The organism is Paludibacterium flexuosum (assembly GCF_037076605.1).
GTDB lineage: Bacteria > Pseudomonadota > Gammaproteobacteria > Burkholderiales > Chromobacteriaceae > Paludibacterium.
In genome coordinates, this window is record NZ_AP029060.1 from 1322110 (window position 1) to 1346299 (window position 24190).

The 24190-nt window shown below is 60.4% G+C and carries 20 protein-coding genes and 1 tRNA gene; 11 read left to right on the forward strand and 10 right to left on the reverse strand.

What is annotated here, in order from left to right; all coding sequences use genetic code 11:
* Positions 1 to 17: 17 nt before the first annotated feature.
* Together AACH39_RS06250 and AACH39_RS06255 are read left to right on the forward strand one after the other, a co-directional pair.
* Positions 18 to 1124, forward strand: a complete 1107-nt coding sequence (locus AACH39_RS06250; protein WP_215781862.1) for an HlyD family secretion protein — start codon at positions 18 to 20, stop codon at positions 1122 to 1124.
* Positions 1125 to 1133: 9 nt separating this feature from the next.
* Complete coding sequence (locus AACH39_RS06255; protein ID WP_215781861.1) at positions 1134 to 2675, forward strand: DHA2 family efflux MFS transporter permease subunit; 1542 nt, start codon at positions 1134 to 1136, stop codon at positions 2673 to 2675.
* 31 nt (positions 2676 to 2706) lie between these two features.
* Here the strand turns inward: AACH39_RS06255 and AACH39_RS06260 are convergent, their stop codons facing one another.
* The 4 genes from AACH39_RS06260 to AACH39_RS06275 form a co-directional block, all read right to left on the reverse strand.
* On the reverse strand, positions 2707 to 4608 hold the full coding sequence (locus tag AACH39_RS06260; protein WP_338621128.1) for an NAD(P)-binding protein: 1902 nt from the start codon (positions 4606 to 4608) through the stop codon (positions 2707 to 2709).
* Between the two features lie 13 nt (positions 4609 to 4621).
* On the reverse strand, positions 4622 to 5965 hold the full coding sequence (locus AACH39_RS06265; protein ID WP_338621129.1) for an ATP-binding protein: 1344 nt from the start codon (positions 5963 to 5965) through the stop codon (positions 4622 to 4624).
* Positions 5941 to 6606, reverse strand: a complete 666-nt coding sequence (locus AACH39_RS06270) for a response regulator transcription factor (RefSeq protein ID WP_215781858.1) — start codon at positions 6604 to 6606, stop codon at positions 5941 to 5943. Before AACH39_RS06270 ends, AACH39_RS06265 begins: the two co-directional genes overlap by 25 nt.
* A gap of 64 nt (positions 6607 to 6670) precedes the next feature.
* Positions 6671 to 7216 carry a hypothetical protein gene (locus tag AACH39_RS06275; RefSeq protein WP_338621130.1) on the reverse strand — a complete coding sequence of 182 codons (546 nt, stop codon included), beginning with the start codon at positions 7214 to 7216 and terminating at the stop codon, positions 6671 to 6673.
* Positions 7217 to 7386: 170 nt separating this feature from the next.
* Between AACH39_RS06275 and AACH39_RS06280 the strand changes: the two genes are divergently transcribed.
* Positions 7387 to 8727 carry a glycosyltransferase gene (locus AACH39_RS06280; protein WP_338621131.1) on the forward strand — a complete coding sequence of 447 codons (1341 nt, stop codon included), beginning with the start codon at positions 7387 to 7389 and terminating at the stop codon, positions 8725 to 8727.
* Positions 8728 to 8838: 111 nt separating this feature from the next.
* Positions 8839 to 9162, forward strand: a complete 324-nt coding sequence (locus AACH39_RS06285) for a hypothetical protein (protein WP_215781855.1) — start codon at positions 8839 to 8841, stop codon at positions 9160 to 9162.
* Between the two features lie 203 nt (positions 9163 to 9365).
* On the opposite strand, the gene AACH39_RS06290 is transcribed toward AACH39_RS06285, so the two are convergent.
* Together AACH39_RS06290 and AACH39_RS06295 are read right to left on the reverse strand one after the other, a co-directional pair.
* Positions 9366 to 9773 carry a hypothetical protein gene (locus AACH39_RS06290; protein WP_338621132.1) on the reverse strand — a complete coding sequence of 136 codons (408 nt, stop codon included), beginning with the start codon at positions 9771 to 9773 and terminating at the stop codon, positions 9366 to 9368.
* Positions 9774 to 10277: 504 nt separating this feature from the next.
* Positions 10278 to 10365 (reverse strand) — tRNA-Leu (locus tag AACH39_RS06295).
* 218 nt (positions 10366 to 10583) lie between these two features.
* Here AACH39_RS06295 and AACH39_RS06300 point away from each other — a divergent pair.
* A complete protein-coding gene (locus tag AACH39_RS06300) occupies positions 10584 to 12182 on the forward strand; it encodes a glycosyltransferase family 39 protein (RefSeq protein WP_338621133.1) in 1599 nt (532 codons plus the stop codon).
* A gap of 21 nt (positions 12183 to 12203) precedes the next feature.
* Here the strand turns inward: AACH39_RS06300 and AACH39_RS06305 are convergent, their stop codons facing one another.
* Positions 12204 to 13427 carry an HD-GYP domain-containing protein gene (locus AACH39_RS06305; protein ID WP_215781852.1) on the reverse strand — a complete coding sequence of 408 codons (1224 nt, stop codon included), beginning with the start codon at positions 13425 to 13427 and terminating at the stop codon, positions 12204 to 12206.
* A 348-nt stretch (positions 13428 to 13775) separates the two neighbouring features.
* On the opposite strand from AACH39_RS06305, the gene AACH39_RS06310 reads away from it, so the two are divergent.
* Positions 13776 to 15557, forward strand: coding sequence for an ABC transporter ATP-binding protein/permease (locus AACH39_RS06310; RefSeq protein WP_338621134.1), 1782 nt, complete (start codon positions 13776 to 13778; stop codon positions 15555 to 15557).
* A gap of 162 nt (positions 15558 to 15719) precedes the next feature.
* The gene (locus tag AACH39_RS06315; protein WP_215781850.1) at positions 15720 to 16613 is read left to right on the forward strand and encodes an EamA family transporter; all 894 of its coding nucleotides are present in this window, start codon (positions 15720 to 15722) and stop codon (positions 16611 to 16613) included.
* Between the two features lie 115 nt (positions 16614 to 16728).
* On the opposite strand, the gene AACH39_RS06320 is transcribed toward AACH39_RS06315, so the two are convergent.
* Positions 16729 to 18108 (reverse strand): L-serine ammonia-lyase, encoded by a 1380-nt coding sequence (locus tag AACH39_RS06320; RefSeq protein WP_338621135.1) that lies wholly within the window; start codon positions 18106 to 18108, stop codon positions 16729 to 16731.
* Positions 18109 to 18346: 238 nt separating this feature from the next.
* Here AACH39_RS06320 and AACH39_RS06325 point away from each other — a divergent pair, with 238 nt between their 5' ends.
* Positions 18347 to 19234, forward strand: a complete 888-nt coding sequence (locus AACH39_RS06325; protein WP_215781848.1) for a hypothetical protein — start codon at positions 18347 to 18349, stop codon at positions 19232 to 19234.
* 3 nt (positions 19235 to 19237) lie between these two features.
* Positions 19238 to 19567 (forward strand): hypothetical protein, encoded by a 330-nt coding sequence (locus tag AACH39_RS06330; RefSeq protein WP_215781847.1) that lies wholly within the window; start codon positions 19238 to 19240, stop codon positions 19565 to 19567.
* Here the strand turns inward: AACH39_RS06330 and AACH39_RS06335 are convergent.
* Positions 19549 to 20634 (reverse strand): nitronate monooxygenase, encoded by a 1086-nt coding sequence (locus AACH39_RS06335; protein WP_338621136.1) that lies wholly within the window; start codon positions 20632 to 20634, stop codon positions 19549 to 19551. The genes AACH39_RS06330 and AACH39_RS06335 overlap by 19 nt on opposite strands.
* A 296-nt stretch (positions 20635 to 20930) precedes the next feature.
* Positions 20931 to 21152, reverse strand: coding sequence for a hypothetical protein (locus tag AACH39_RS06340; RefSeq protein ID WP_215781845.1), 222 nt, complete (start codon positions 21150 to 21152; stop codon positions 20931 to 20933).
* 479 nt (positions 21153 to 21631) lie between these two features.
* Between AACH39_RS06340 and AACH39_RS06345 the strand changes: the two genes are divergently transcribed.
* Positions 21632 to 23116 (forward strand): amino acid permease, encoded by a 1485-nt coding sequence (locus tag AACH39_RS06345; RefSeq protein ID WP_215781844.1) that lies wholly within the window; start codon positions 21632 to 21634, stop codon positions 23114 to 23116.
* 181 nt (positions 23117 to 23297) lie between these two features.
* The gene (locus tag AACH39_RS06350) at positions 23298 to 24158 is read left to right on the forward strand and encodes an HDOD domain-containing protein (protein ID WP_215781843.1); all 861 of its coding nucleotides are present in this window, start codon (positions 23298 to 23300) and stop codon (positions 24156 to 24158) included.
* Positions 24159 to 24190: the final 32 nt, after the last annotated feature.

Genomic DNA, 24190 nt, shown 5'->3' on the forward strand with positions numbered 1-24190 from the left:
ATTAAAGAAAGACCACTATGAATCTCGCAAATCCGAATCAGCGCCGCCGTCTGTTTATCCTGCTGGCCGGCGCCTGCGTCGCCGCTGCCGCTGGCTTTGGCGCTTACTGGTTGCTGTATGCCTCGAACTTTGTTTCCACCGACAACGCCTATACGGCAGCGGAAGTGGCGCTGGTCACGCCGGCCGTCGGCGGCACCGTGGCGCGCGTCAATGTTGTCGACACCCAGAAGGTGCGCCGCGGCGATGTCCTGGTCGTGATCGACAATACCGATGCCACCCTGGCCTTGCAGCAGGCAGAGGCCGAGTACGGCCGCGCCGTGCGCAAGGTGCGCGGCATGGTCGCCACGGATGCCGGGCTGGAGGCACAGATTGACGCGCAACTGGCCGCCCAGACGCGCGCCACGGCGCAACTGCAGGCTGCACAGGCCGATTTTGAGCGTGCCAGTATCGACCTCAAGCGGCGCCAGGCGCTGGCCGGCACCGGCTCGGTCTCGGGTGAGGAGCTGACTCAGGCCCAAAATGCCTTTGCCTCGGCGCAGGCCAATCTGAGCGCAGCGCGTGCGGCGACGCTGCAGGCCCATGCCAACCGCGCGGCCGCGGTCGGCCAGCGTGATGCCAACCACGTGCTGATTGATAACAGCAGTGTCGAGGCCAACCCCGAGGTAGCCCTGGCGCGCGCCAAGCGCGATCAGGCGCGGGTGGATCTTGAGCGCACCATCGTGCGTGCGCCGGTCGACGGGGTGGTGGCACGACGCCAGGTTCAGATCGGCCAGCGTGTCCAGGCCGGTTCGGTGCTGCTGTCGGTGGTGCCGCTGGCACAGATGCATGTGGATGCCAACTTCAAGGAAGTCCAGCTGACCGATGTGCGCCCCGGACAAAAGGCCGAGGTGACGGCGGACCTCTATGGCAGCAGCGTACGCTATCACGGGGTGGTGGCCGGGTTTGCCGGGGGTACCGGTTCGGCCTTCGCCATGATTCCGGCACAAAACGCCACAGGCAACTGGATCAAGGTGGTTCAGCGTCTGCCGATCCGCATCCAGCTGGACCCGGCTGAACTGGCACGTCACCCCCTGCAGGTCGGGCTGTCGATGCAGGTGCGAATCGACACCCGCGACGGCAAGTAAGGAGCCGGTATGTCGACAACGACTGAATTGCCCTCCGGGGAAGAACCCCTGCATGGTGTCTGGTTGCTGCTGGCCGCCCTGGCGCTGGCAGCCGCCAATTTCATCGCCGTGCTGGATACGACGATTGCCAACGTCTCGGTCTCCAACATCGCCGGCGCCCTGGGGGTGACCTCGAGCCAGGGCACCTGGGTGATTACTTCGTATGCCGTTGCCGAAGCCATTACCGTGCCACTGACCGGCTGGCTGGCGGCCCGCTTTGGCGCCGTCAGGGTGTTTGCCACCTCGATGGCCCTGTTCGGCCTGTGTTCAGCGCTGTGCGGCCTGTCCAATTCGCTCGGGATACTGGTCGCCGCACGGGTGCTGCAAGGTTTGTCCGGTGGGCCGCTGATGCCCCTGTCGCAGACCCTGCTGCTGCGGATTTTCCCCAAGGACAAGGCCGCGGCCGCCACCGGCATCTGGGCCATGACCACGCTGGTGGCACCGATTCTGGGCCCGATTCTGGGCGGGGTGCTGTGCGACAGCGCTTCCTGGCCATGGATCTTCATGATCAATGTCCCGGTCGCCCTGATCTGCGCCCTGGGGGCCTGGCGCCTGCTCAAGCGCTATGAACAGTCGCTGGCGCGCGCGCCGATCGATCTGACCGGTCTGTGCCTGCTGATTCTCTGGGTCGGGTCGCTGCAGATCATGCTGGATGAAGGCAAAGACCTGGACTGGTTCTCCTCGGTAGAGATCTGCCTGCTGGCCATCGTCGCCGTCGTCGGCTTTCTTGCCTTCCTGATCTGGGAGCTGACGGCAGAACATCCGGTCGTGGATCTCAGGGTATTTCGCCACCGGGGCTACTCGATGAGTCTGGTCACGCTGGTCCTGGCCTTCGGCGCCTTTTTCGGCATCAATGTACTGACCCCGCTGTGGCTGCAAAACTTCATGGGCTACACCGCCACCTGGGCCGGCATGACCACCGCCTGGAGCGGCGTACTGGCCGTCCTGATCGCGCCGGGTGTCGCCGCGCTGTCGATGCGGGTGGACGGAAGACGGCTGGTCTTCATCGGCGTCTGCTGGATGGGACTGGTGACGGCATGGCGCTCGATGGGCACCACAGACATGACCTATTGGCAGATTGCCACCCCCTTGTTGCTGATGGGGCTCGGCATGCCGCTGTTCTTCGTGCCGCTGACCGGACTGGCGCTGGCGGCTGTAGACGAGGCCGAAACAGCCTCTGCCGCCGGCCTGATGAACTTCCTGCGTACCCTGGCCGGCGCCTTTGCCACCTCCATGGTCAGTACCGTGTGGGAAGACCGCATCAAGTACAACCATGCTGACCTGGTGGCGCAGCTGGACAACTCGGGGGAAGCCCTGCGCAGCATGCAGTCAGCCGGCCTGTCGCTGGACAGCATTCGCGGCAGCATGGACCAGATACTCAACGGTCAGGCCGTCATGCTGGCCACCAATCAGGTGTTCCTGGCCATGGCGGGGATCCTGATCTTTGCCGCCAGTTCGATCTGGCTGGCGCCGCGAGCACGACGCATCGTCGAGGGAGCCACCGGGCATTGAACGCCGGGCCGGTGCCGGAGCGCTCCCACGCTCAAGTGCCGGCCTTCAACGCCTGCACCGCGCGCCAGGCCATATCGATGGCCGCATCGGTGTAGGCCCGGCCGGCCGCATCGGCATTGGCCATCACGATGTTGCCATGGCGCTTGCTGGCCAGCAGATGGGCAGGCTTGCCCTGGTAGCGCGCATCTTCATAGACATAGCCGTGCGGCCAGCGATTGACCGTGATCGCGGCAATCTGCTTGTTGGCATCAAAACCATGCGGTCCGTACATCCCGGTGAGTTGCTGACGAATCTGCTGTTCAAACTGGGCAAAGTCGGTCGCCAGCAAATCGGCGCGGCCTTGCCGCAACAAATCGGCCACACTGCCCTCGCCAAAGGGTGGACAGGGCATGCGGGCCATCAGCAGTACATGCGGCTGATCCGGTGCGCGACGCGGCTGGTACGCCCCCATGCTGACCGGAAAGTCCATTTGCACATACTGAAAATACGAGCCGGGGCAATAGGCCGCCGCCACGCCGCTGCGGGCAATCGGCTGCCAGTTGCGCAGCGCCACCTGGGCATACACCAGCGGCATCTTGATGTTGGCACGCATCGCGGCTTTCTGGTTCGGACTCAGGCTGGGAATGATGTGGGCGGCCATCATGTGCCAGCCGGCCATGACGGTGTGCCGGGCACGCGCTTCATGCAGCCTGCCGTTTTGCAGGTAACGCACATACGTGCCGCCGGACTGGTTGTCGGCTTGTACGGCCATACTGCTCAGACGGATACGCACGGGCTGATCAGGGCGATCCAGACGGGCGTAATCAAAACGGGCAGTCAGACACTGTTCCGGCGTATCGAAGCGGGCGACGCCCGGCACCAGCTTTTGTACCAGCAGACGCGCCAGCGAGGCATTGCCATCCGGAAAATGATAGACATAGCCTTCGTCGTCCTCACGCTCATCATCCGGCGCCAGGCTGTCATCCTCCAGTTGCTTGGCCAGCCAGTTGCCATCCGGCAAACCCAGCAAGCCCCCCTCCTGCGCCAGCGCCAGCGACACGCCGTTGCCGCCAAGCGCCGCCTCTTCCGCCAGCGTCATCGATAGCAGCTTGAGCAGCGCCTTGTCCTCGATGCCATACACCCTACGCAGGAAAGACAGATAGCTTTGGCCATAGAGGCGCTGCTCCCCCTGATCACCCTGGAAGTACTGCATGGCAGCCCTGCCCGGCGACAGCACCTGCTGCAGCTTGCTGCGTTGTGCGCTGCTCAGTGGTGCCTGCGACAGGGTACTGGCAAAAGACGGCGGCAGTTGCAGGCCCGGTACCCAGCCGCGAATATCCGCAGCCACCGGGCTGCTGGTCGGCAGGCCACTGCGCAGCAGCGCGGCCCGGCCAAAATCGGCGGGGTCATAGTAGATGCCGCTGCTGAGTTGGTGGCGCGAAAAAAAATCCAGGTCGTAGGCGTCTTCCAGACGGGTCAGGTTGATCCCGACGCGACGCAACAGATCTGCGGCCTGTTTGCTGTAACTGGCCGGATCATCAAACGACTGGGTACCACCGTAGCTGAGGCAGGTACGGCCATCGATGCTGAACTCGTTGCGCTTGGCATGCCCACCAAAATCATCATGGTTATCCAGAATCAGGATGCGGGCATCGGCCTTGACCAGATCACGGTAATACAGCGCCGCACTGAGACCGCTGATGCCGGCGCCAATGACGATCAGGTCGTACTGCTCCACCGGGCCGCTGACCGGCCCGAAGTCGGGCTTGCCCCCCCAGGCCAGGGCGTGGGCGGTTTCAAAGGCGCCGGGGTGTGCACCACGCATGCCGGTCAGCGCGGGAGGATAATCCGCAGCCGGCCCGCTGGCGGCCAAGGCACCCAGCGGGGCCAGCGCACCGCAGATGCCGGCCCAGGCCAGACCATTCAGAAAATCGCGTCGGGTAATATCGTGCATCGCACCCCTCCTATCACAGGTCAAAAACAATCCAGACAGCCAACCCTCGTCGGGCCACTTCATCAGTCCAGGCGAGCCGGATCGTCGCGCCCAGCCGCCGGGCCAGCGACTGCACAATGGACAGGCCAAGGCCGGACCCGATCTCGCTGCTGCCGGGAATCCGATAGAACGCATCGAACACCCGCTCACGATCGTCGGGGGCAATACCCGGCCCGTTATCACGGATCTGAATCACGACTGATTGCGCCTGTTGCGACACCGCCAGATCGATCCGCCCGCCCTGCGGGGTGTAGCGGATGGCATTCTCGATCAGATTGCGTACCATCAGCGCCAGGTCGAAGGCGGAGGTCGTCAGCACCACATCCTCTCCGTCTTGCAGTCCGATATCCTGCTGCTTCTTCTCTGCCAGGGGCAGCAGCTCTGCCAGCACGGTTCGGAACAGCTGATGGATACTGACCGGCTCGGCGACCGGCTCGGCCTCGGTTTGTGACCGGGCCAGATCCAGCAGCTTTTCCAGCAACTGCCGCTCTCGCTCGATGCCGGTCTTCACCTGATCCAGACGCTCCCGTGCCGCTTCGGGCAGTTCGGTGCCCGCCAGCCGGTCCACTTGCAGCGTCAGCGCCGTCAGGGGCGAGCGCAATTCATGCGCTGCATCCGCGATGAAACGCCGCTGCTGCCCGAGCAGGGCGGCAATGCGCGCCAGCAGCCGGTTGATTGAGCGCACAAAGGGTTTGATCTCCGCAGGGATATGCTGCTCGTCCAGTGGAGAGAGCACATCATCACGACGGTCCAGCTCATCGGCGGCCCTGGTGATCGGCACGAAGGTACGTCTGATCAGGATGGCCGTGATCAGCAGCATCAGCGGGATCAGCACCAGAAACGGCATGATGGTACTTTCGGCACTTTCCCGGGCATTTTCATCTCGCAGCCAGGTCGCCTGCGCCACGGCCACCCGCTCCCCGTTGCCCAGGGATCGAATCAGCACCCGATAGGGTGTGCCGGCACTATCCAGTGTGTAGATCCCGTCCCGCAGCGTGCCGGGCAGGATCAAATGCGGCTGTCCAGGGCGCACAGCCGCCGAGGGATGCCGGTTGAGCGACTGCACGATGACCTGCGAAGAGGGGTCATCTTCATTCACCTCGCCAGTCAGTGGTTCGGTAATCAGGCGCAGATTGGATTTACCGAGCAGGGAGGCAATCTGGCGCAGGGTTTCATCCTGCAGCTCGTAGGCTTCGTCATACGCCGAACGGAATGAGGAGACCGTGGCCACCATGGCCACCAGCAAGATCGACATGGCTAGCCCCAGCGACAGGCGAAACTGCACCGACGCGGCTAGTCGCGCTTTGAGACCATCCATCCCAACCCCCTGACATTCTTGATCGCCTCATGGCCGAGTTTCTTGCGCAAGGCATGGATCAGAAACGCCACGGCATTGCTCTCGACCTCCTCCCCCCAGCCGTAAATCTTGTCTTCCAGCTCTGCGCGGGAAAAGATCGCCCCCGGCCGCTGCAACAAAGTGTGAAGCAGGGAAAACTCGCGCTGAGTCAGCCTCACCGGCTCCCCCTGCGCGACCTGAGCTTCTTTGCTGAGTACATTCAGCGACAGCAGACCATTGCTCAGCACGCTATCCCCCTGCCCGCCACGGCGCCGGATCACCACCCTCATGCGCGCCAACAGTTCCGCCATGGCAAAGGGCTTGACCAGATAATCGTCGGCGCCCTCATCCAGACCATGCAGCCGGTCCTGCAACTGGTCACGGGCGCTGAGGATCAGCACCGGCAAGGGATTGGCCCGGCTACGCAACTGGCGTAACACCGTCATGCCATCGCACCCTGGCAGCCCCAGGTCCAGCAGGGCCACATCATATAAATCGCTGCCGATATAATTCGAGGCCGTCACCCCATCGCGCACCCAGTCAACCGCATAGGCGGCTTCGCGCAAGGCGGCCTGCACTTCCTCGCCGATCATCGGATCGTCTTCAATCAACAACACACGCATGACAACCTTCTCCGACTTTGTGTTGCGCCCGCCGACAGGGCAAAGACAGCTTGCGTATCGGTCTTCATTTAGTTAGCGCGCTTTTCTGCCACCAGGCAAAAAATTTCTCATGCCAGCGCGCCGAAATGTGCGCGACAGCCGGCACAAACCAGCCCGCCACCTCACCCAGCAATCCCGCCATCAGCGCGCCATAAATCATGGAGGCCAGCACCACCGGCCAGTCGTTCATGCCCAGCCCAATGCGCAAACCGGCAATCAGCGCCAGCAACAGCAGGTGGGCAATGGCAAAGCCACGGAATCCGCGGCAGCGCCAGAAAATCAGCGCAAACGCCGAGATGATGGCGATCTGATTGATGAACGGCAGAGGTGGGCTACTGTGCTGCAAATGGGGCACACGAGTGTTGAGCAACAAGGTGCCAGGCGGGCTCAGAACGCCGATCAGGTGATTGACCGACACCAGCAGGATCGACGCAGCCGCCAACAGGATGCAGACTCGGCGGGTGAACTCACTGCAGTAGACCCAGCCGATGATCAGAATCGCATGTACCCCCCAGGACAACTGCTGAATCAGCACCGTGACAATCGCCATCAGAAACGGATCGCTTGGCATCCCTACCCTCACCACAAGACTGGATGAAAACCACCCCGGCCAGTCGGCACGCTGCACGGCAGCCAGGAAACCCGCGTAGTCTGACGCGGGAAAATTAGCCGAAACTTAGCGAGCCCGGCGCTGGGGAGGGTCAGGAAAGCCGCACCGCGCTGCGCAGGAAAAAAGGATGATTGACCTTTCATCGTCATACACATAACGTTAAGGCCATCGTCATAAGCTATTGCATCGCAACCAATACGGATGAATCGATGGCCCTCAGCAAAGTCGTCTTTCTGTCTGGCTCCAGCTCGCTTCCGCACACCTTGAGCATGTATCGATCACTGGCGGCCGCCTTTCAACAGGAGGGCATCGAAGCCATCATGGTCGACGCAGACCAGGACGATGCGACCGTCAGGCAATCGCTGGAATCATGCAAACCAGACTTCATTTTTGAGATCAACCGGACCAGGAACCAGAGCCTCAAGGCGATCCCTGTGGACATCCCGCATATCGCCTGGATTCAGGATGCCTGGCGCGAACGCCGCCCGACGGAAAGCAAACAGCTGCACTACTGTGATCCCTTGTTTGGCGGCAGCGACCTCACCTACACCCTGATCCAGCCTGACTACTTCGGTTTCAGCCATCACTTGCAGCAAGGGGTTTGGGGACGCTTGCACACCGGCATTGACCCCCTGATCCACCGGCCGGGAGATCGGGATGAAACCGTTGCGGATACCGCTGCAATCTGTGGCTACATTCCGCCACCGCTGCACGCGATGGAGAGCGCTTTCGTTCGCACGGCATTATGCCAGAGCAACGGCCTGACCTTGCGTGTTGACCAAGTCGCCGAGTACCTGCTGCATGAGGCCAAAGTCTCTATCTGCCGCCACACCTTCCCGCAAGTTCATGCCCTCATTACCGCCCGCATCAACGAATGCCTGGGCACCCATATCGGGGTTGACGTCCTGCTCGCAGCCCTGGGGCAATCGGCAACCCTGCAGTTGCTCGACACTGAAATCCCTCGCATCACTGACCGGATGGCGCTTGGTCATCTCGCCTTGAAAGCGGGCATGACCTTGTCGATCTATGGTTCAAAGGAATGGCAGTACTGGCCGACTTTCTCACCCTTTTACCGGCAAAACCTGCACGCTGCCCAAGACCTGGCCCAAGTCTACCGGCAAACACAATTTAACCTGCATAACGGTAGTTTTGGCATGCATGCGCGCGTCCTGGAGGGCATGGGGTGCGGCAGCGCCATGTTCGTCCACACGGGATGTTTCGACGATACCGAGTTCGATATCAAGCGGCATTTTTCTCCCGGGGAGCACTACCTGCCGCTCTCCATCGAGCAGGGTGCGGAAACCCTGCGTTACTGGCGTGAGCGTCGATCACAATTGCGCGACATCGGTTTGCGTGCGGCAGAGGAGGTACGCCTGCGCCACACATGGCGTCATCGTGCCCGCGAGATTTTGAGTGACTGGATGAGTCTGACATCCTGTCAGGAGGTGGTTGAGCCAACCGCGGCCGGTTGATCTTTCATCCCTGCCAAACGGCCTGTCACTTCGACCATAACGTTTGTCTCATCAGAACGTGGTGCGGATCGTCTTATGCTTCTCAGGCAATACCATCACCTGGAGAAAACCATGAGACCTTTCATCGATATTTCACATGTCATCCATGATCCGGACTTCATTAAGTTGAATCGTCATTTTGATCTGCTGACTCGACTCAATCACTACAACAACGCCACGAACGATACCGATGCGCTGGCCTGGCTCAATAGCATGTATATCGTACTTACCGGCAACGTGTTCAAACATGAAATCATTATCAGCGACAATCTGTCCGGACCGGCCGGTATCACGCTCGCGGCGATAGAGTACGCACGTCTGACCATTAACGGTACACCGCCAGCCATCCCGTTCAATTCACACTCTACCCCCGAAAAGCTGGTACTGATGCCGTAATGCAGCGTCTGGAATCGTGCGGCCAGGACCGCCGTATGAAAATCGCCTTCCCGACAGAGGATGATCTGCCCCTCTGTCGGGAAGGTGTGTTGCGGTATTTTTGTCGCTGAATCGGTCACACGCCCCCATGCTGTAACAAAAAGAAAAAACCCGGGAGGAAAAACCAACTCCCGGGCCTGCCATACCACTAAATCTCAAACGCGTTATTCACGGAAAATACCACGCTTGCCGTGACAGTATGCAAGCACAACATACTGGTATTTTGTCCCATTATAAATACCATTACTTCGCAAATAATCAATAGTACTTTCGTCAACATCCGCGGCATCCAGCAGGGTGGTACACCGCACAATCCCAAGTTCTCGAATCGTTTTTTTATCTTCTTGATAAAAATCATTTTCAATCAAATCAGGATTGGCAGCACCAGTCCCACCCTGTTGGCTGCCATGTGTACCAGTCACCACAATAATTAACTCACCAGGCTCCATTGAATCCTTGATGGCCTCTAAAGCATTTTTCACCCCATTTGCCGTCACACGCTTGGAGGCCGCATAAACCCAGAAATCACCCATGAGATTACCGGTGAAGTTATCAGTTCTTTTTTGAGGCATAATTTTTTACTCCTTGATGTTTACCATTTGATTGATCGTGCTTTTCAAAAAGCAATTACATACTTCCATTTGAATTCGTTATTGTATGTAACCCTTTCGTCACGACTTGGTCCTGTCCAAGACCCCAGAACGATCTACACAGGTCGGGAGCCTCATCCAAACCTTTTGTCTGCGAGGCCATCCCCAATACAAGGCAGAAGATTGGTTATAGGATTTAGTCGCGTCTGTTATCGCGCCGCTGGTACGTGATGTAGTCGTGGTATTGAAAAGCAGGAATCTTGCTCGGTTTTTTCTGGAGATGAGTCTGCGCATTGCAACGCAGGCAGGCGCTCATGCCTTAGCTTTGGGCGCGAGTAGTCGGGGGGAGGCGTCGCTCACATATCGACCCCCAATTCCCTCCCCGGAGCCCTATGGATGGGCATGGACAATGCTGGAAATATAAAACCCGCATAGCCTGGCGCTGTGCGGGTTTTTATTTTGCCTGGACGCCTGCGGAAGGCGTCCTGGTGCCCGGAACCGGACTCGAACCGGTACAGGGGTCACCCCCCGGCGGATTTTAAGTCCGCTGTGTCTACCATTTCACCACCCGGGCCTGGGTGCGGTCGGTGTGCAAGTCACCAACGCATGAAGAGACTGGCGATTGTATGTGTCCGGCCCAGGTCTGGCAAGCAAGCCAGAGGATTTGCCCTGTTGCATTTCTGCGCGATTTGACCCGCCCGATCACGCGCAGGGGACAAGCATCTTGATTGTAAAGAAGTATTAATTTACCATTCGCTCGTGGGAAATATTCCCATAAACCATTTTGATGCCATGACACCACCCACCCTTACCCCTGCGCTCGATCGGCCACGCTGCCGGCATTGCCAGACCGAAACCGAGCATCACGAGCGCCAATCCCTGGCCTGTCGTCTTGCACGGCTGCGCCTGCAACAGTGGCAACTGTGCGACCGTTTCGCCGCGGCGATGATCCGGCATCCGGCCCGCCTGTGCCTGCTCAGTGTCATGGTGTGGTATCTGATCAGCCAGATCGCCTTCACCAACCTGGACAGCTATGGCGACATGATCGAGGCCTATGTGTTCACGCCTTTCTGGGAGCTGGGCACCTTCAAGCATCCGCCGCTGACCGGCTGGGTGGCCAAGGCCTGGTTCGCCGTCATGCCGCACAGTGTCTGGGCGTTCTACCTGTTGTCCAGCCTGGGCATGCTGATCGGCATGCTGGGCGTCTGGCGTCTGGCCGACGAATTTGTCTCCCGCGAACGTCAGGCACTGGTCCTGATGGCGCTCAGCCTGACGCTGCCTTTCTCGACCCTGGCGTTCAAATTCAATGCCAACAGTATCCTGCTGCCGATCTGGCCCTGGCTGACGCTGATGTTCGTACGCTCGCTCAAAGGGGCTCATTGGCGGCATGCCATCGCCCTGGGCGTCCTGGCAGCGCTCGGCATGCTGGGCAAATACTACACCGGGGTGCTGCTGGTCAGCATGCTGGCGACGGCACTGGCGACCCGCAGCGGTCGTCGCTGGCTGTGCACGCCGGCCCCCTGGCTGGCCTTGCTGACCTTCGCCTTCTGTCTGCTGCCGCATGTCCTGTGGGTACTGCACCATGGTGACTCGACCCTGGCCTACGTAGGGCGCAAGGCCGACCACCATGTCGACTGGAAGCATCTGTTCAGCTTCCTGCTCTCGCCGCTGACCTATTGCGGTGTCGCCTGGGGCCTGATGCTGGTCGCGGCCTACCGTGGTTCGCTGCGCCAACGCCTCATCGCTTCGCTGCGCCTCAAGGATCGCCGCAATGACGTGCTGTTCTGGCTGACACTGTCCCCGATGCTGATCACGGCCCTGTTTGCCTTGTCGGGCTACGTCAAGCTGGCCTTGCACTGGTCGATCCCCCTGGCCTACATCATGCCGCTGTTCTGGCTGAGCCGGGCATCGGACTGGCAGCCGGAGCGCGCTCGCGCACTGTTGCGGGCCCTGCCGTCGGTCTGGGCCGGGCTGATGCTGCTGGCCGCAGCGTTCAATGTCGGCCAGGCATTGAGTGGCAAGGCATGTCATTACCGCGACGATGCCGGTGCCGCCCGGGCCATCGTCGAAGCGCGTCCGCAACACCGCCTGAGCTGGATCGGCGGCAACTGGCCAGAAGCGGCGATCGTACCCTTCTTCGCCGACGCCTCCGTGCGCGTCATCCCCGGTGTGCCGGATCAGCTGCCGCCTGGCGTGACGCCGGTCGACAACTGGCAATCGCGCCCCGGCGCCCTGCTGTGCCGGATCGATGATGCCGCCTGCCAGCAAAAAGCCTCGGACTGGCTGCAGGGACACGGACGCAGCAAGCACCCGCTGCTGATCAGCAGCGAGCGCGAGGGCTGGCTTTTCCCGCTGAAGGTACCGACGCAATATCTGGTGTACTGGTACTGAGGAGAGCAGGCAGGTCTGTGTTTACAGGGAGTCGGAAAGATAGCGGGTAGGATCCAGGTTCCACTTGCGCGGATCCTCATACCCGATGATGCGATCACCACCGCCGGCACCGAAGGGCCGCGACAGGTCGATCAACTGAGCGGGAATATGAACATTGTTGCGGGTAGAGAAAAAGGCTCGCACCTTGGGCTTGAGCACTTCACTGTCATGGGGCTCGACCACCACCGCGATGCGCCCGCTCTCCAGCTTGACCAGCGTCCCCACCGGATAAATCCCCACGGCGGTCATGAAGGCGCGCATCAGCGTCGCATCGAAATGATGCCGGCTCCATTCCCACATTTTCTTCAAGGCGGCCGTCGGGGGCATGGCGGTGTGATAGCACCGGTCGGAAGTAATGGCGTCATAGACATCGGCGATGGCGGCCATGCGGGCCATGCGACTGATCGTTTCATGCCCCTGGGCATTCGGATAGCCACTGCCATCCAGGCGTTCATGATGATTCAACACCACATCCAGCGCCTCGTGCGGCACGCCCTCAAGTGACTGCAGGATCTCCAGCCCATAAGCGGGGTGTCGTTTCATCACGCCATATTCATGCTCGGTATAGCGCCCCGGTTTGTTGAGAATTTCAACCGGAATCCTGACCTTGCCGACATCATGCAGCAAGCCGCCCACCCCGGCCTGATGCAAGGTCGTGCGATCGCAGTTCAGGGCATAACACAGCGTCACCAGCAAGGCGCTGACAGCGACGGAATGGACCAGGGTGTAGTCGTTTTGCGCACGGACCCTTAACAGCAGCAGCAAGGCGCTGTCATTGCGCAAGGTACTTTCAATGATGGCCCCCACCAGCTCATCCACTTCGGCCATATTGATCGCCTTGCCCATCTTGGCATCCTGCATCACGGTACGAATGATGCGTGTGGCACGGGCACGCAGGCGGCGGGCATTGGGCAGCTCCTCGGCGACCGTCGTGCAACGGTATGGCGCCTCATGACTGACCGCCTCCTGCATTTCCTCCATCAGTTGCTGGCTGACCTCCGCCTCGGTCGGCGCATCGGCATCGTCCAGGCCCCGGGAAGTATCGATATAGAGCTCGTGAATCCCCGCCGCAATGATCTTCTCGATGACCTCCTCATCGGTCACCAGAAAGCGATTGCGCAGGAAAGGATGCGACATCCAGCCCGCATTCAGGTTATGCAGAAACATGCCCGGGCGCAGACGCTCGACGGGGATTTTCTTGATCATGTTGACCGATGCCGGTTAGAGGTTGGACAAAGGAAGCGCCGGAGCACCCTTGGGGGAGAACATAGGCGAAGCGATGATCCTACCCCAATCAATTCACAAAGTTAAATACTATTCTGCCGAGAATTTTGCGCCCGATCAAACGTCCCAGCATATAACCAGTCCTTGTTGGCGCGGCAAAAAACACAGCCATTTACTTACAAATGGCATGAATGATTAATAAGCACTAGCCATCCAGCAGAAATTGACGAATACACACACTTTGCCAACCTGCCCTGCCCTTGCCGGCGCCTCGCTATGCTAGTATCACAAGCCATGATTCATGTTCAAACATAACAAGAAAGGACCGGGATGGATTGGCATCAGGAATTGCTGGCCAGTGGCTGGTGGCTGCTCAAGGCGTATGCCATCGCCGCCGTGCTGTTCGTCGGCAGCGTTGCGCTGCTGGCCCGCTTTACAGAATGGGGAAGACAGTTCTGGAAACTGACCGGCCACTATTTCTCGCCCAGACATCACCCCAAAACCCTGATGCGCCTGGCGCTGATCTTGCTGATCACCCTGATGGCAGTACGGGTCAATGTGCTGTTTTCCAGCTGGTACAACAGCTTTTACACCGCCATGCAACAGCTGAACCAATCGGCATTCTGGCGCGAAATGGGGGTGTTCTGCGTACTGGCCACACTGCATGTCGTACGCAGCCTGCTCGATTTCTTCATCAACCAGAGCTTCAGCATTCACTGGCGCGAGTGGCTGAATGAACGGCTGCTGAGCCACTGGCTTGACCGGCAGGCCTACTACCGCACCCAGTATCTGGACCATCCGGCGGATAACCCCGATCAGCGTCTGCAACAGGACATCTCCAGCCTGGTCAGCGCTTCGCTGGACCTGTCAATGGGGGTGGTCAATGCCCTGGTCTCCATCGTGGCCTATACCCTGATTCTCTGGGGGCTGTCCGGCGCCCTGCCGCTGTTTGGCCATGAAGTACCGCGCGGCATGGTGTTCGTCATTTTCGCCTATGTTCTGATCGCCACGGCCTTTGCCTTCCGCATTGGCCGTCCGCTGATCCGGCTGAGCTTCCTCAACGAGCAACTGAACGCCAACTACCGTTACGCCCTGGTGCGGGTACGCGAGTATGCCGAGAACGTGGCCTTCTACAGTGGTGAAAAAATCGAGGGTGCGCTGCTGCGCAGTCGCTTCGCCGATGTCATCGGCAACGCCTGGCGCATCGTATTCCGTTCGCTGAAATTCCAGGGTTTCAACTTTGTGATCAGCCAGACGGCGGTGGTGTTTCCTTTCATCATCCAGGCGCAGCGTTTCTTCGCCAAACAAATCACACTGGGCGACATGGTGCAGACCGGCCAGGCATTCGGCACGCTGCATGACAATCTGTCTTTCTTCCGCAATGCCTACGACAACTTTGCTTCCTACCGCGCCGTACTGAACCGTCTGTCCGGTTTCGATCTGGCCGTCGAGCAGGCCAATGCCCTGCCGGTGCCGGACCTGCGAGCCGAAGGCCGCCGGGTCGCGCTGGAAAACCTGACGGTTCGACGTCCGGATGGACGGGCACTGGTGACCTCGGCCAGCCTGGAAATCCCGGCCGGACAGCCCCTGCTGATTCGTGGCTGCTCAGGTGTCGGTAAAACCACGCTGCTGCGGGCCATGGCAGGCTTGTGGCCCTACTGCGAGGGCCAGATCATCCGGCCAGCCGAGCGCGTGATGTTCCTGTCGCAGAAGCCCTATTTGCCCCTGGGAACACTGCGCGAGGCGCTGTACTACCCCCATGCCAGCGACGGCAATGATCAGGCGGCCCGGCAGGCGCTGCAGGATGTCCAGCTGGGCTATCTGGCCGATCGCCTGGACGAGCCGGCTGACTGGAGTCATATCCTGTCACTGGGCGAGCAACAGCGCCTGGCCTTTGGCCGCATTCTGGTCGGTCTCCCCCAGGCGGCCTTCCTCGACGAGGCCACGTCCGCCATGGACGAAGCGCTGGAGCTGGCGCTGTATGCCATGCTGCGCCAGCGCCTGCCGGATGCCGTCCTGGTCAGCGTCGGACACCGCAGCACCCTGCTGCAGCATCACCCCCTGCAACTGCAATTGGAGGGTGATGGCCGCTGGCACGTCGTCACCGCCTGAGCTTGCGGGCGGCCCCCGGCTCGGGGCCGCCCCTGCCTGACACACCCCGCACGCCCCCTTTCCCCATTCATCTCTGCCCCTTCAGCATCAGGTGACAAGGTCGATTTGCCAGCCATGGTTCGGGTCGATAGACTCGAAATGAATATTGATTAGGGCTAGAAAATGAAAAACGATAAAAAACAACGCTACAAAGGGATGCTGTGGATTGTGCTGGCTGCCTGTGGTTACGGCAGCATGGCCTTGTTCGCCCGACTGGCCTATGCCGATGGAGTCGACACCACCTCGCTGCTCGCCTTGCGCTTCCTGCTGGCCGCGCTGTTTCTCGGCCTTTGGGTCAAGAAGCAGCATATTCCCGTACCTCAAGGCCGGGATCGCTGGGCCTTCGCCGGGCTGGGTGCGTTGTTTGCCTCCATGGCCTGGACCTACTTCTCGGCACTGCATTACGCCAGCAGCGGCCTGGTGGCCCTGCTGGTCTATGTCTATCCGGTGATGGTGGCGGTTCTGGGAGGGCTGCTGGGTCTGGATCGTTTTGGCCGGGCGGAAACACTCGCCCTGCTGGCCTGCAGCGCCGGTCTCTACATGCTGCTCGGTCACGCCCTGCACGCCGGCAACCCGCTGGGCATCGCGCTGCCGCTGTTGTCCGGTTTGCTGTACGCGGTGTACATCCTGTGCAACAGCCGATTCGGACAGGGGGCTCATCCACTGGGTGCCGCCTGGGTCGTCATCTGCAGTGCTGCCGTCATCGACAGCGCCATTGCACTGGCCATGCATCTGACCCTGCCGGCCAGTCCGACCGGCTGGGGCGCACTGCTGGCCCTGGCCTGTTTCAGTTCGGCCCTGGCCAACTCGGCTTTTCTGATCGGCCTGCGTCATGTCGGTCCGACCATGGCCTCGGTATTGTCCACCCTGGAGCCGGTGGTGACTGTCAGCCTCGGCATCGCCTTCCTGGGCGAATCACTCAGCCCGAGCGCACTGCTGGGCAGCCTGCTGGTACTCGGCGCCGCCAGCGGGCTGGCTCTGGCACGAGCCCGCTTCGTACCGAGCTGTCCGACCTAGACCCGCCAGCACAAGCGCTTCCTGGCGCTTGCCATAAAAATCGGGGGTCAGGTCTTGTATTTTGCATCCGGATGCAAAATACAAGACCTGACCCCCGACGTTCAAGACGACTGCCTCAGCACTCGATCACATTCACCGCGAGACCGCCGCGAGAGGTTTCCTTGTACTTGTCCTTCATGTCCGCACCGGTTTCACGCATCGTACGGATCACTTTGTCGAGCGAGACGAAGTGGTGGCCATCGCCAAACAGTGCCATGCGGGCTGCATTGACCGCCTTGACCGAGGCCATGGCATTACGTTCGATGCAGGGCACTTGCACCAGGCCACCGATCGGATCGCAGGTCAGCCCGAGATTGTGTTCCATCCCGATCTCGGCCGCATTTTCGACTTGTTCGATACTGCCGCCCATCACCTCCGCCAATGCACCGGCCGCCATCGAACACGCCACCCCGACCTCGCCCTGGCAGCCGACCTCGGCACCGGAGATCGAGGCGTTTTCTTTATACAGGATGCCGATGGCGCCGGCGGTCAGCAGGAAACGGATCACGCCGTCATCGTCGGCTCCCGGGTAGAAGCGGGTGTAATAGTGCAAGACCGCCGGGATGATGCCGGCAGCGCCATTGGTCGGTGCGGTGACCACCCGGCCGCCGCTGGCATTTTCTTCATTGACGGCCAGGGCGTAAAACGAGACCCAGTCCAGCACGGTCAGCGGATCCTTCAGCCCGGCTTCCGGTCGGCTGATCAGCTTGCGATACAACTCGGCGGCGCGGCGTTTGACCTTCAGGCCGCCGGGCATGATGCCCTCGCGTTCGGCACCTCGACGCACACAGGCCTGCATGACTTCCCAGATGTTCAGCAGACCCCGCCTGACCTCTTCCTCACTGCGCCAGACCTTTTCGTTCTCCATCATCAACTGGCTGATACTCATGCCCTGCTCGCGACACATGGCGAGCATTTCCTTGGCACTGTGAAAGCGATACGGCAACTCGGTGCTGTCCAGTGCGATGCGATCCGCCCCGGCCGCCTCCTCGTTGACGACAAAGCCTCCGCCGACAGAATAGTAAATTCGGGTAAAGAGGACGGCGCCAGCGGCATCATACGCCGTGAAGCGCATGCCATTCGGGTGATAGGGCAAAGTCTCGCGACGGTAGAGGATCAGGTGTTCTTTTTCCACGAAAGCGACCGGATGCACCCCCAGCAGCTTGAGCTGACCGCTGGCGCGGATCCCGGCCACGCGGGGTTCGACACTGTCAGTATCCACCTGATCCGGCTCCTCGCCCTCCAGCCCCAGCAGGACGGCGACATCCGAGCCGTGACCACGACCGGTGGCCCCCAGCGAACCGAACAGTTCGCTCTTTACGGCAGTGACATCCTTCAGAAGATCACGATTACGCAGACAGTTGGCGAAACGACAAGCGGCCCGCATCGGGCCGACTGTGTGAGAACTCGAGGGACCAATCCCTACTTTGAACAAATCAAAAACGCTGATGGCCATGGTTGCTACCCTGTTATTTTGCTTATTGAATGATAGATCTGTATGAGTCCGGCGCCATTTAGTCCGGACAAGGGACCCACGGAATCTATTCACTTCAAATCACGCTGTCAAACAATCAACGGTATCCAAATGCCTCACGCAACGACCATATAGTAATTTATGTTAATCTAATAAACACATTAAAAAATCAACAAGGTTTCGCCATGCACACTTGCGCTTCGACGTCAGGAGATCACTGATGACAACCCGCTCTCCCTGGCTGCGACTCGGCAGCCAGCTCGCCCTGATCATCTGCCTCGCACAATCTGCCATTGCCGCGGACAGCTCGCAGGCGCAAGCCAGCCAGCCATCGATTCAGACGCTGACCATGCTGCTGGCCGGCAATCAGCCGCAGTCAAGTCGCCAGGCGGCTGCCGAGCAGGCCGCCGTCATGCTGCTGACCCGACAGAACCTGCACAGTCTCGACCCGGACAACCGCCTCGGCGCCGAAGGCACCAAGGCGGTCACGGCGCGGCTGACCCGAGATATTCGCCCGGTGGTCCATCAGGTGTTTGCCAGCCTGCCGGCCTCCCAGTGGCGCCACACACTGGCGCAGGCGCTGCAGGAAAACCTGAATCAGCAAGGCGTCGACCGCCTGCTGGTCTATTTGCGCAGCCCGGCCGGGCAGCAGTACCTCGCCTTCAACCGGGCGCTGGATCAACTGGTCGGCGAAGGGCTGAGTCAGATGACCTCCACCCCCATTTCGATCCAGCGAGATCAGATGCCGGCGCCGGAGCTCATGAAGCAGCGACAACAGTTACTGGCCATGTCAACCAATGTGCGTCAGTTGCGCCATGCACACCCGAGTGGCAGCCCAGCTGCCCTGGGGGTGATCTGCGACCTGCTGGCCGTTCAGCGCGGAGCAGCACTGGACCAGCTGGCCAGACAATACGGGAAGTCACTGCCGGCCTTTGCAGCCTTCCAGCAATCGGAAGAGGGCCAGGCGCTGAGCCGGGCATTGTGGCGCTGGAGCAATTTGCAAAGCAGCAATGTAGAGGCCTCGCTGCATCAGGCCGCCAGCGACCTGGCGTCACAACAGGCGGACTGGCAGGCACTTACCCGACAATGGCTGAACGAGAAGAAGTGAAAAATGATTCCATCCCCTGCCAAACTTGAGGAAATCGAGGTGACCTACCGTCATGCCCTGCGCATCTGGTGGGCCATCCTCTGGCGTACCGCTCTGCTCAGTGCGCTGAGCAGCCTTGCCCTCGATCACCTGGAAAGCTCAGCCGCAAGACTGCTGCTGCCGGGCGAACTGCCGACCATCAGTCACTGGTGGTCGACATTCTGTCTGGTACAGGGCGCGATCCTGGCAGCCTTGATCGGCGTTGCCATCCTGCGCCTGATTCTGCGGCGGCACTTTGACCATTTCCGCATCGTACTGGCCAAGCATCAGTCGTATTACACCGAGCCGTTCTGAGCCCGGCGGGCAGACCATCCGGGCAACAAGGCACGCCATTCGGCATCCAGCCGGCGCACCAGTGCACCGGCCGGCATGGCGCGAGCCATGGCCACCCCCTGGCCGGCCCATAGCGACTGTTCGTCAGCCCGCCCCTGGCGGGCGGCGGCCTGACGCAATGGCGCCGTCAAGGCGTTCTGCAGCGGATAGGCCGGTACCTCGTCCTCGCAGGCTGACATCTGTTCGATAAAAGCATTATTCAGGCCACGCGCCGCCCGCCCGGAAAATACCCGTGTGACCCTGGTCTGATCGTCTTGCGCCGTCATCAGCGCGGCACGCCAGGCAGCATCAATGCCGCTTTCCTCACACAGCAGAAAGGCCGTTCCCATTTGCACGGCCTGCGCACCGAGCAGCAGACAGGCGGCGATCCCCCGTCCGTCCATCACCCCGCCCGCCGCGATCACCGGGATCGACAGCCTGTCGACCATCTGCGGCACCAGGGCCATACTGCCGATCAGGCCGGCCTGCCCCGTCACCAGAAAGCTGCCACGATGTCCACCTGCCTCGGCACCCTGGGCACAGACGGCATCGGCCCCTACGGACTGCCAGGCCAGCCCCTCTGCCACGGTCGTCGCCGTGCCGATAACCCGGCTTCCGGCCCGATGGCAGCGCTGAACCTGTTCGGCACTCAATATCCCGAAGGTGAAACTGAGCCAGGCAGGCGGGTCGGCCAGCACGGCCTCCAGCTGGGCTGAAAAGTCTTCACACCAGCGATCTGGCTGCGGCACGCTCAAACCATGGCGCTGATAAAACGGTGCCAGACGGGCTCTCGCCCTCTCTACCTCGGTGGGTTCCGGCGCAGGGGGGGGCAACACAAAGAGATTGACGGCAAACGGCTGGTCCGTCAGTGCGCGGACGGCCTGCATGGCCTGCGTCATCGCTGTCGGACCGAGCATACCGGCCGCCAGTGAGCCGAGGGCGCCGGCCTGGCTGACGGCGGCAACCAGGGCAGGTGTCGTCGGGCTGCCGGCCATCGGCGCCTGAATCAGGGGAATGGGTAAGTTCAGGCTGTTTGGAAGCGGGCTCATCCGGGCAGACTCCATCGCATAGACACGGCCAATCAAACACACCGCCCATACTACATGACTCTCCGGACAAAAAATGACATTCAACTAGGGCAACCGAAAAGAGAGCCCATCGCTCGCCTGGACAGAGCCGTCAGCGACCCATCGCTCAACCCTGCGACAGGCGTAACGAAGGCGGGAATCATCGGCAAATAATGATATGTAGGCAAAACCCAACAAACACCTATGTTGTATGGGTTGCCACCGGCGCCCAAACCACCCCGGCAAACCATCAAAGTGCGGTAAAAAAACCACGCTTTTCAATCAGAATTATCCGTGCAAATCACCATATAGCGTGCTTTGCCGTTCACGCTGGAAAAACCTGCTTTTTTGTTGCGCATTTCGTCTTGCGCCGTGCAAGTTTGTGGTCTAGCATCGCGCCCCATGATGACTTTCGACTTGACCGCCACCACGCATAACCCCGCCGCCTGCGGGGTGGTCGCCGTGCGCCTGGTGAACAGGTTAAGTAAGCCGAAGCTCATCTGACCGGAACAGCCGATTCCATCAGATGAGCGTGATGGAATCGTTGTCCCGGGGTTTGCTGTCTCTCTCCCGTCCGACCTTTTTTCCCGCCCATTTGTCAGAATCGACTGCTGCGCAGCAGTAAGCCCTCTGGCGTTTTGCTTTGCAATGTTCGGCTTTTATCGTGAGCACTCCCCCCCGGGATGATTACGCATAAAAAAAGAGACCGAAACAGTCAAAAAGCATTAATCCAGGCTTACAGATTGCGTTTTCCGGTGTTGAATGAAGACAGGGGGTCTGTCTTCATCCATCCGCAGGGATGGTCCGTTGTTGTTGGGAGAAAGAGGTGTCCACACGGGAGTGGGTGGAGACTTCTTGGTTGTAAAACGCCCTCGGGTCTCGCTGGTACCCGGGTCATTGATGGTTTGTCACGAGGCAAGCCCAACCGGTGCGGAAAAACCGAAGAAACCGCATCGATAACAACTAGGAATCAAACATTATGGAAAAAAACCGGGAAACGCCTGGACTGCGGCGTGAGCTCCAGTCACGCCACCTGTCCATGATTGCAATCGGGGGTTCAATCGGCACGGGTCTGTTCCTTGCCTCTGGAGCGACCGTGGCTACAGCCGGCCCGGGCGGAGCCCTGCTGGCCTACGGTGTTGTCGGCCTGATGGTGTACTTCCTGATGACCAGTCTGGGCGAAATGGCCGCCTACATGCCGGTATCCGGTTCTTTTCAAGTGTACGGATCGAACTTTGTCGATCCGGCTTTCGGTTTTGCGCTCGGCTGGAACTACTGGTACAGCTGGGCGGTGACCATCGCCGTCGAATTGTCAGCCGCGTCCATCATCATGCATTACTGGTTTCCGGCAACACCGGGATGGATCTGGAGCGCCTTGTTCCTCGGCATTATCGTTGCCCTGAATTACTTCTCGGTCAAAGGATTCGGTGAGGCCGAATACTGGTGTTCACTGCTGAAAGTGATCACCATCCTCATCTTCATCGTCCTGGGCCTGCTGATGATCGTCGGGATCATGGGTGCCCCCGTGGTGCATGGCATGCACCCCGGCCTCGGCATTTTCACCCTGAGCGGATCTTCCTTTGTCGGCGGCATACCTGCCTTCATCAGTGTGTCGATGATCGTCGGCTTTGCCTTCCAGGGCACCGAGCTGATCGGTGTCGCCGCCGGTGAGGCGGATAATCCCAAGGCCACCATCCCGCGCGCCGTCCGTCAGATCTTCTGGCGTATCCTGATGTTCTACATGCTGTCGATTCTGGTCGTCGGCATGATCCTGCCTTACAACGACCCGTCGCTGCTGAAGAATGGCATGGAAGACGTGGGCGCCAGCCCGTTTACCCTGGTGTTCCAGCGTGCCGGCCTGGCTTTTGCCGCCAGCCTGATCAATGCCGCCATCCTGTCGGCGGTGCTGTCGACCGGCAACTCGGGCATGTATGCCTCGACCCGCATGCTCTATACCATGGCGCATAACGGCATGGCCCCCAAGGCATTCGGCAAGCTGTCCAAGAGCGGCGTGCCGCGCAACGCGCTGTATGTGACCACGGCCATTGCCGGTCTGTGCTTCCTCAGCTCGCTGTTCAACAACAACGATGTCTATCTCTGGCTGCTGAACTCGGCGGGGATGACCGGCTTCATTGCCTGGCTGGGTATTGCCGTCTGCCACTACCGCTTCCGCAAGGGCCTGGTTGCGCAAGGCATCGAGCTGGAGAGCCTGCCCTATCGTGCCCTGCTGTTCCCGCTGGGTCCGATCTTTGCCTTCAGCCTGTGCATGCTGATCATGCTGGGTCAGGACTATGCCGCCTTCACCAGCACCAAGATCGACTGGAACGGGGTGGTCGCCACCTACATCGGCATCCCCTTGTTCGTACTGTTCTGGCTGGGCTACAAGTACAAGCACCGGACGCGTGTCGTGCCGCTGCAGGAGATCGATTTCCAGGGTGCCCGCATGGCGGATGCCCAGGATTGATCCGGACTGGCTGATTGCCGGTTGACCAGAACGGGTGCCCGCAGGCGCCCGTTTCGCATTCTGGCTGCGATCGTGCAAGGATCTGCCTATAACTCGATTAGGGATTCTGTGCGTCCCGTTCGGCCGGAGTAGTGGGCCAAGCCGGACGCCAGACGATCATTGGCAGGCAACGGGGTGAATAATGAGTGTCGATCACGGACAAATCAGCGCAGCAGAACGCGACAAACTACTGAAAAACCTGGTGATTCCGCCACGGCCGTCGGTACTGGACAGCCTGCTCAAACTGCGGGACGACCCGAACGTCAATCTGCAGAAAATCGGACAAGTCATCGAGTCGGACGTCGCACTGTCCGCCGCGGTCCTCAAAGCCGCCAACAGCCCGCTGATTGCCCATACCCGCACGATCAGCTCGGTATCGCAAGCCATCAACATCCTCGGCAGTAAAAACGTGGTCAGCCTGATCAGCGGCCTGGTGCTGCGCAGCCGCCTGACCGGCGATGCCCCGGCCAGTATCGAACAATTCTGGGAGCGTGCCATGCTGACGGCACAGATCAGCAAGGCGCTGTGCAACCATATCGTGCATACCCCGGAAGATTGCCAGACCTATGCGCTGTTCCATGGCTGCGGCATCGCCCTGATGCTGATGCGCTACAAAAATTATGAGCGCACCCTGCAACTGATCGAGATGGCTTCGGATGGCCGCAGCGCCAAAATCGAAAACGAACTGCATGGCACCTGCCACGAGATTGTCGGCTATCTCGTGGCCCGCGCCTGGAACATGCCCGAGACATTTTGTCAGGCCATCCTGCTGCAGCATGATGCGACCGTTTACGATCCGCAATCCGATCTGCCGATTGACCAGCCCATGCGCCTGTCGATTGCCATCACCCGTGCCGCGCTGCATGTCTGGCGCACACTCACGCCCGGCAATGTCGACGCCGGCTGGGATGAAATCAAGGAAGGCGTGCTGCGGCTGGTGGCGCTGGACGAAACCGAGTTCGACGACTGGGCCGATCACATGCACCACAAACTGGCCGTCTGACAACGGCCACACCTCGCGGACAGATTCCTTTA

Excerpts from the sequence above, each read along its gene's own strand:
- AACH39_RS06250 (WP_215781862.1), top strand. The coding sequence starts at position 18 with ATGAATCTCGCAAATCCGAATCAGCGCCGCCGTCTGTTTATCCTGCTG.
- AACH39_RS06255 (WP_215781861.1), top strand. The coding sequence starts at position 1,134 with ATGTCGACAACGACTGAATTGCCCTCCGGGGAAGAACCCCTGCATGGT.
- AACH39_RS06260 (WP_338621128.1), bottom strand. The coding sequence starts at position 4,608 with ATGCACGATATTACCCGACGCGATTTTCTGAATGGTCTGGCCTGGGCC.
- AACH39_RS06265 (WP_338621129.1), bottom strand. The coding sequence starts at position 5,965 with ATGGATGGTCTCAAAGCGCGACTAGCCGCGTCGGTGCAGTTTCGCCTG.
- AACH39_RS06270 (WP_215781858.1), bottom strand. The coding sequence starts at position 6,606 with ATGCGTGTGTTGTTGATTGAAGACGATCCGATGATCGGCGAGGAAGTG.
- AACH39_RS06275 (WP_338621130.1), bottom strand. The coding sequence starts at position 7,216 with ATGCCAAGCGATCCGTTTCTGATGGCGATTGTCACGGTGCTGATTCAG.
- AACH39_RS06285 (WP_215781855.1), top strand. The coding sequence starts at position 8,839 with ATGAGACCTTTCATCGATATTTCACATGTCATCCATGATCCGGACTTC.
- AACH39_RS06290 (WP_338621132.1), bottom strand. The coding sequence starts at position 9,773 with ATGCCTCAAAAAAGAACTGATAACTTCACCGGTAATCTCATGGGTGAT.
- AACH39_RS06300 (WP_338621133.1), top strand. The coding sequence starts at position 10,584 with ATGACACCACCCACCCTTACCCCTGCGCTCGATCGGCCACGCTGCCGG.
- AACH39_RS06305 (WP_215781852.1), bottom strand. The coding sequence starts at position 13,427 with ATGATCAAGAAAATCCCCGTCGAGCGTCTGCGCCCGGGCATGTTTCTG.
- AACH39_RS06310 (WP_338621134.1), top strand. The coding sequence starts at position 13,776 with ATGGATTGGCATCAGGAATTGCTGGCCAGTGGCTGGTGGCTGCTCAAG.
- AACH39_RS06315 (WP_215781850.1), top strand. The coding sequence starts at position 15,720 with ATGAAAAACGATAAAAAACAACGCTACAAAGGGATGCTGTGGATTGTG.
- AACH39_RS06320 (WP_338621135.1), bottom strand. The coding sequence starts at position 18,108 with ATGGCCATCAGCGTTTTTGATTTGTTCAAAGTAGGGATTGGTCCCTCG.
- AACH39_RS06325 (WP_215781848.1), top strand. The coding sequence starts at position 18,347 with ATGACAACCCGCTCTCCCTGGCTGCGACTCGGCAGCCAGCTCGCCCTG.
- AACH39_RS06330 (WP_215781847.1), top strand. The coding sequence starts at position 19,238 with ATGATTCCATCCCCTGCCAAACTTGAGGAAATCGAGGTGACCTACCGT.
- AACH39_RS06335 (WP_338621136.1), bottom strand. The coding sequence starts at position 20,634 with ATGAGCCCGCTTCCAAACAGCCTGAACTTACCCATTCCCCTGATTCAG.
- AACH39_RS06340 (WP_215781845.1), bottom strand. The coding sequence starts at position 21,152 with ATGAGCTTCGGCTTACTTAACCTGTTCACCAGGCGCACGGCGACCACC.
- AACH39_RS06345 (WP_215781844.1), top strand. The coding sequence starts at position 21,632 with ATGGAAAAAAACCGGGAAACGCCTGGACTGCGGCGTGAGCTCCAGTCA.
- AACH39_RS06350 (WP_215781843.1), top strand. The coding sequence starts at position 23,298 with ATGAGTGTCGATCACGGACAAATCAGCGCAGCAGAACGCGACAAACTA.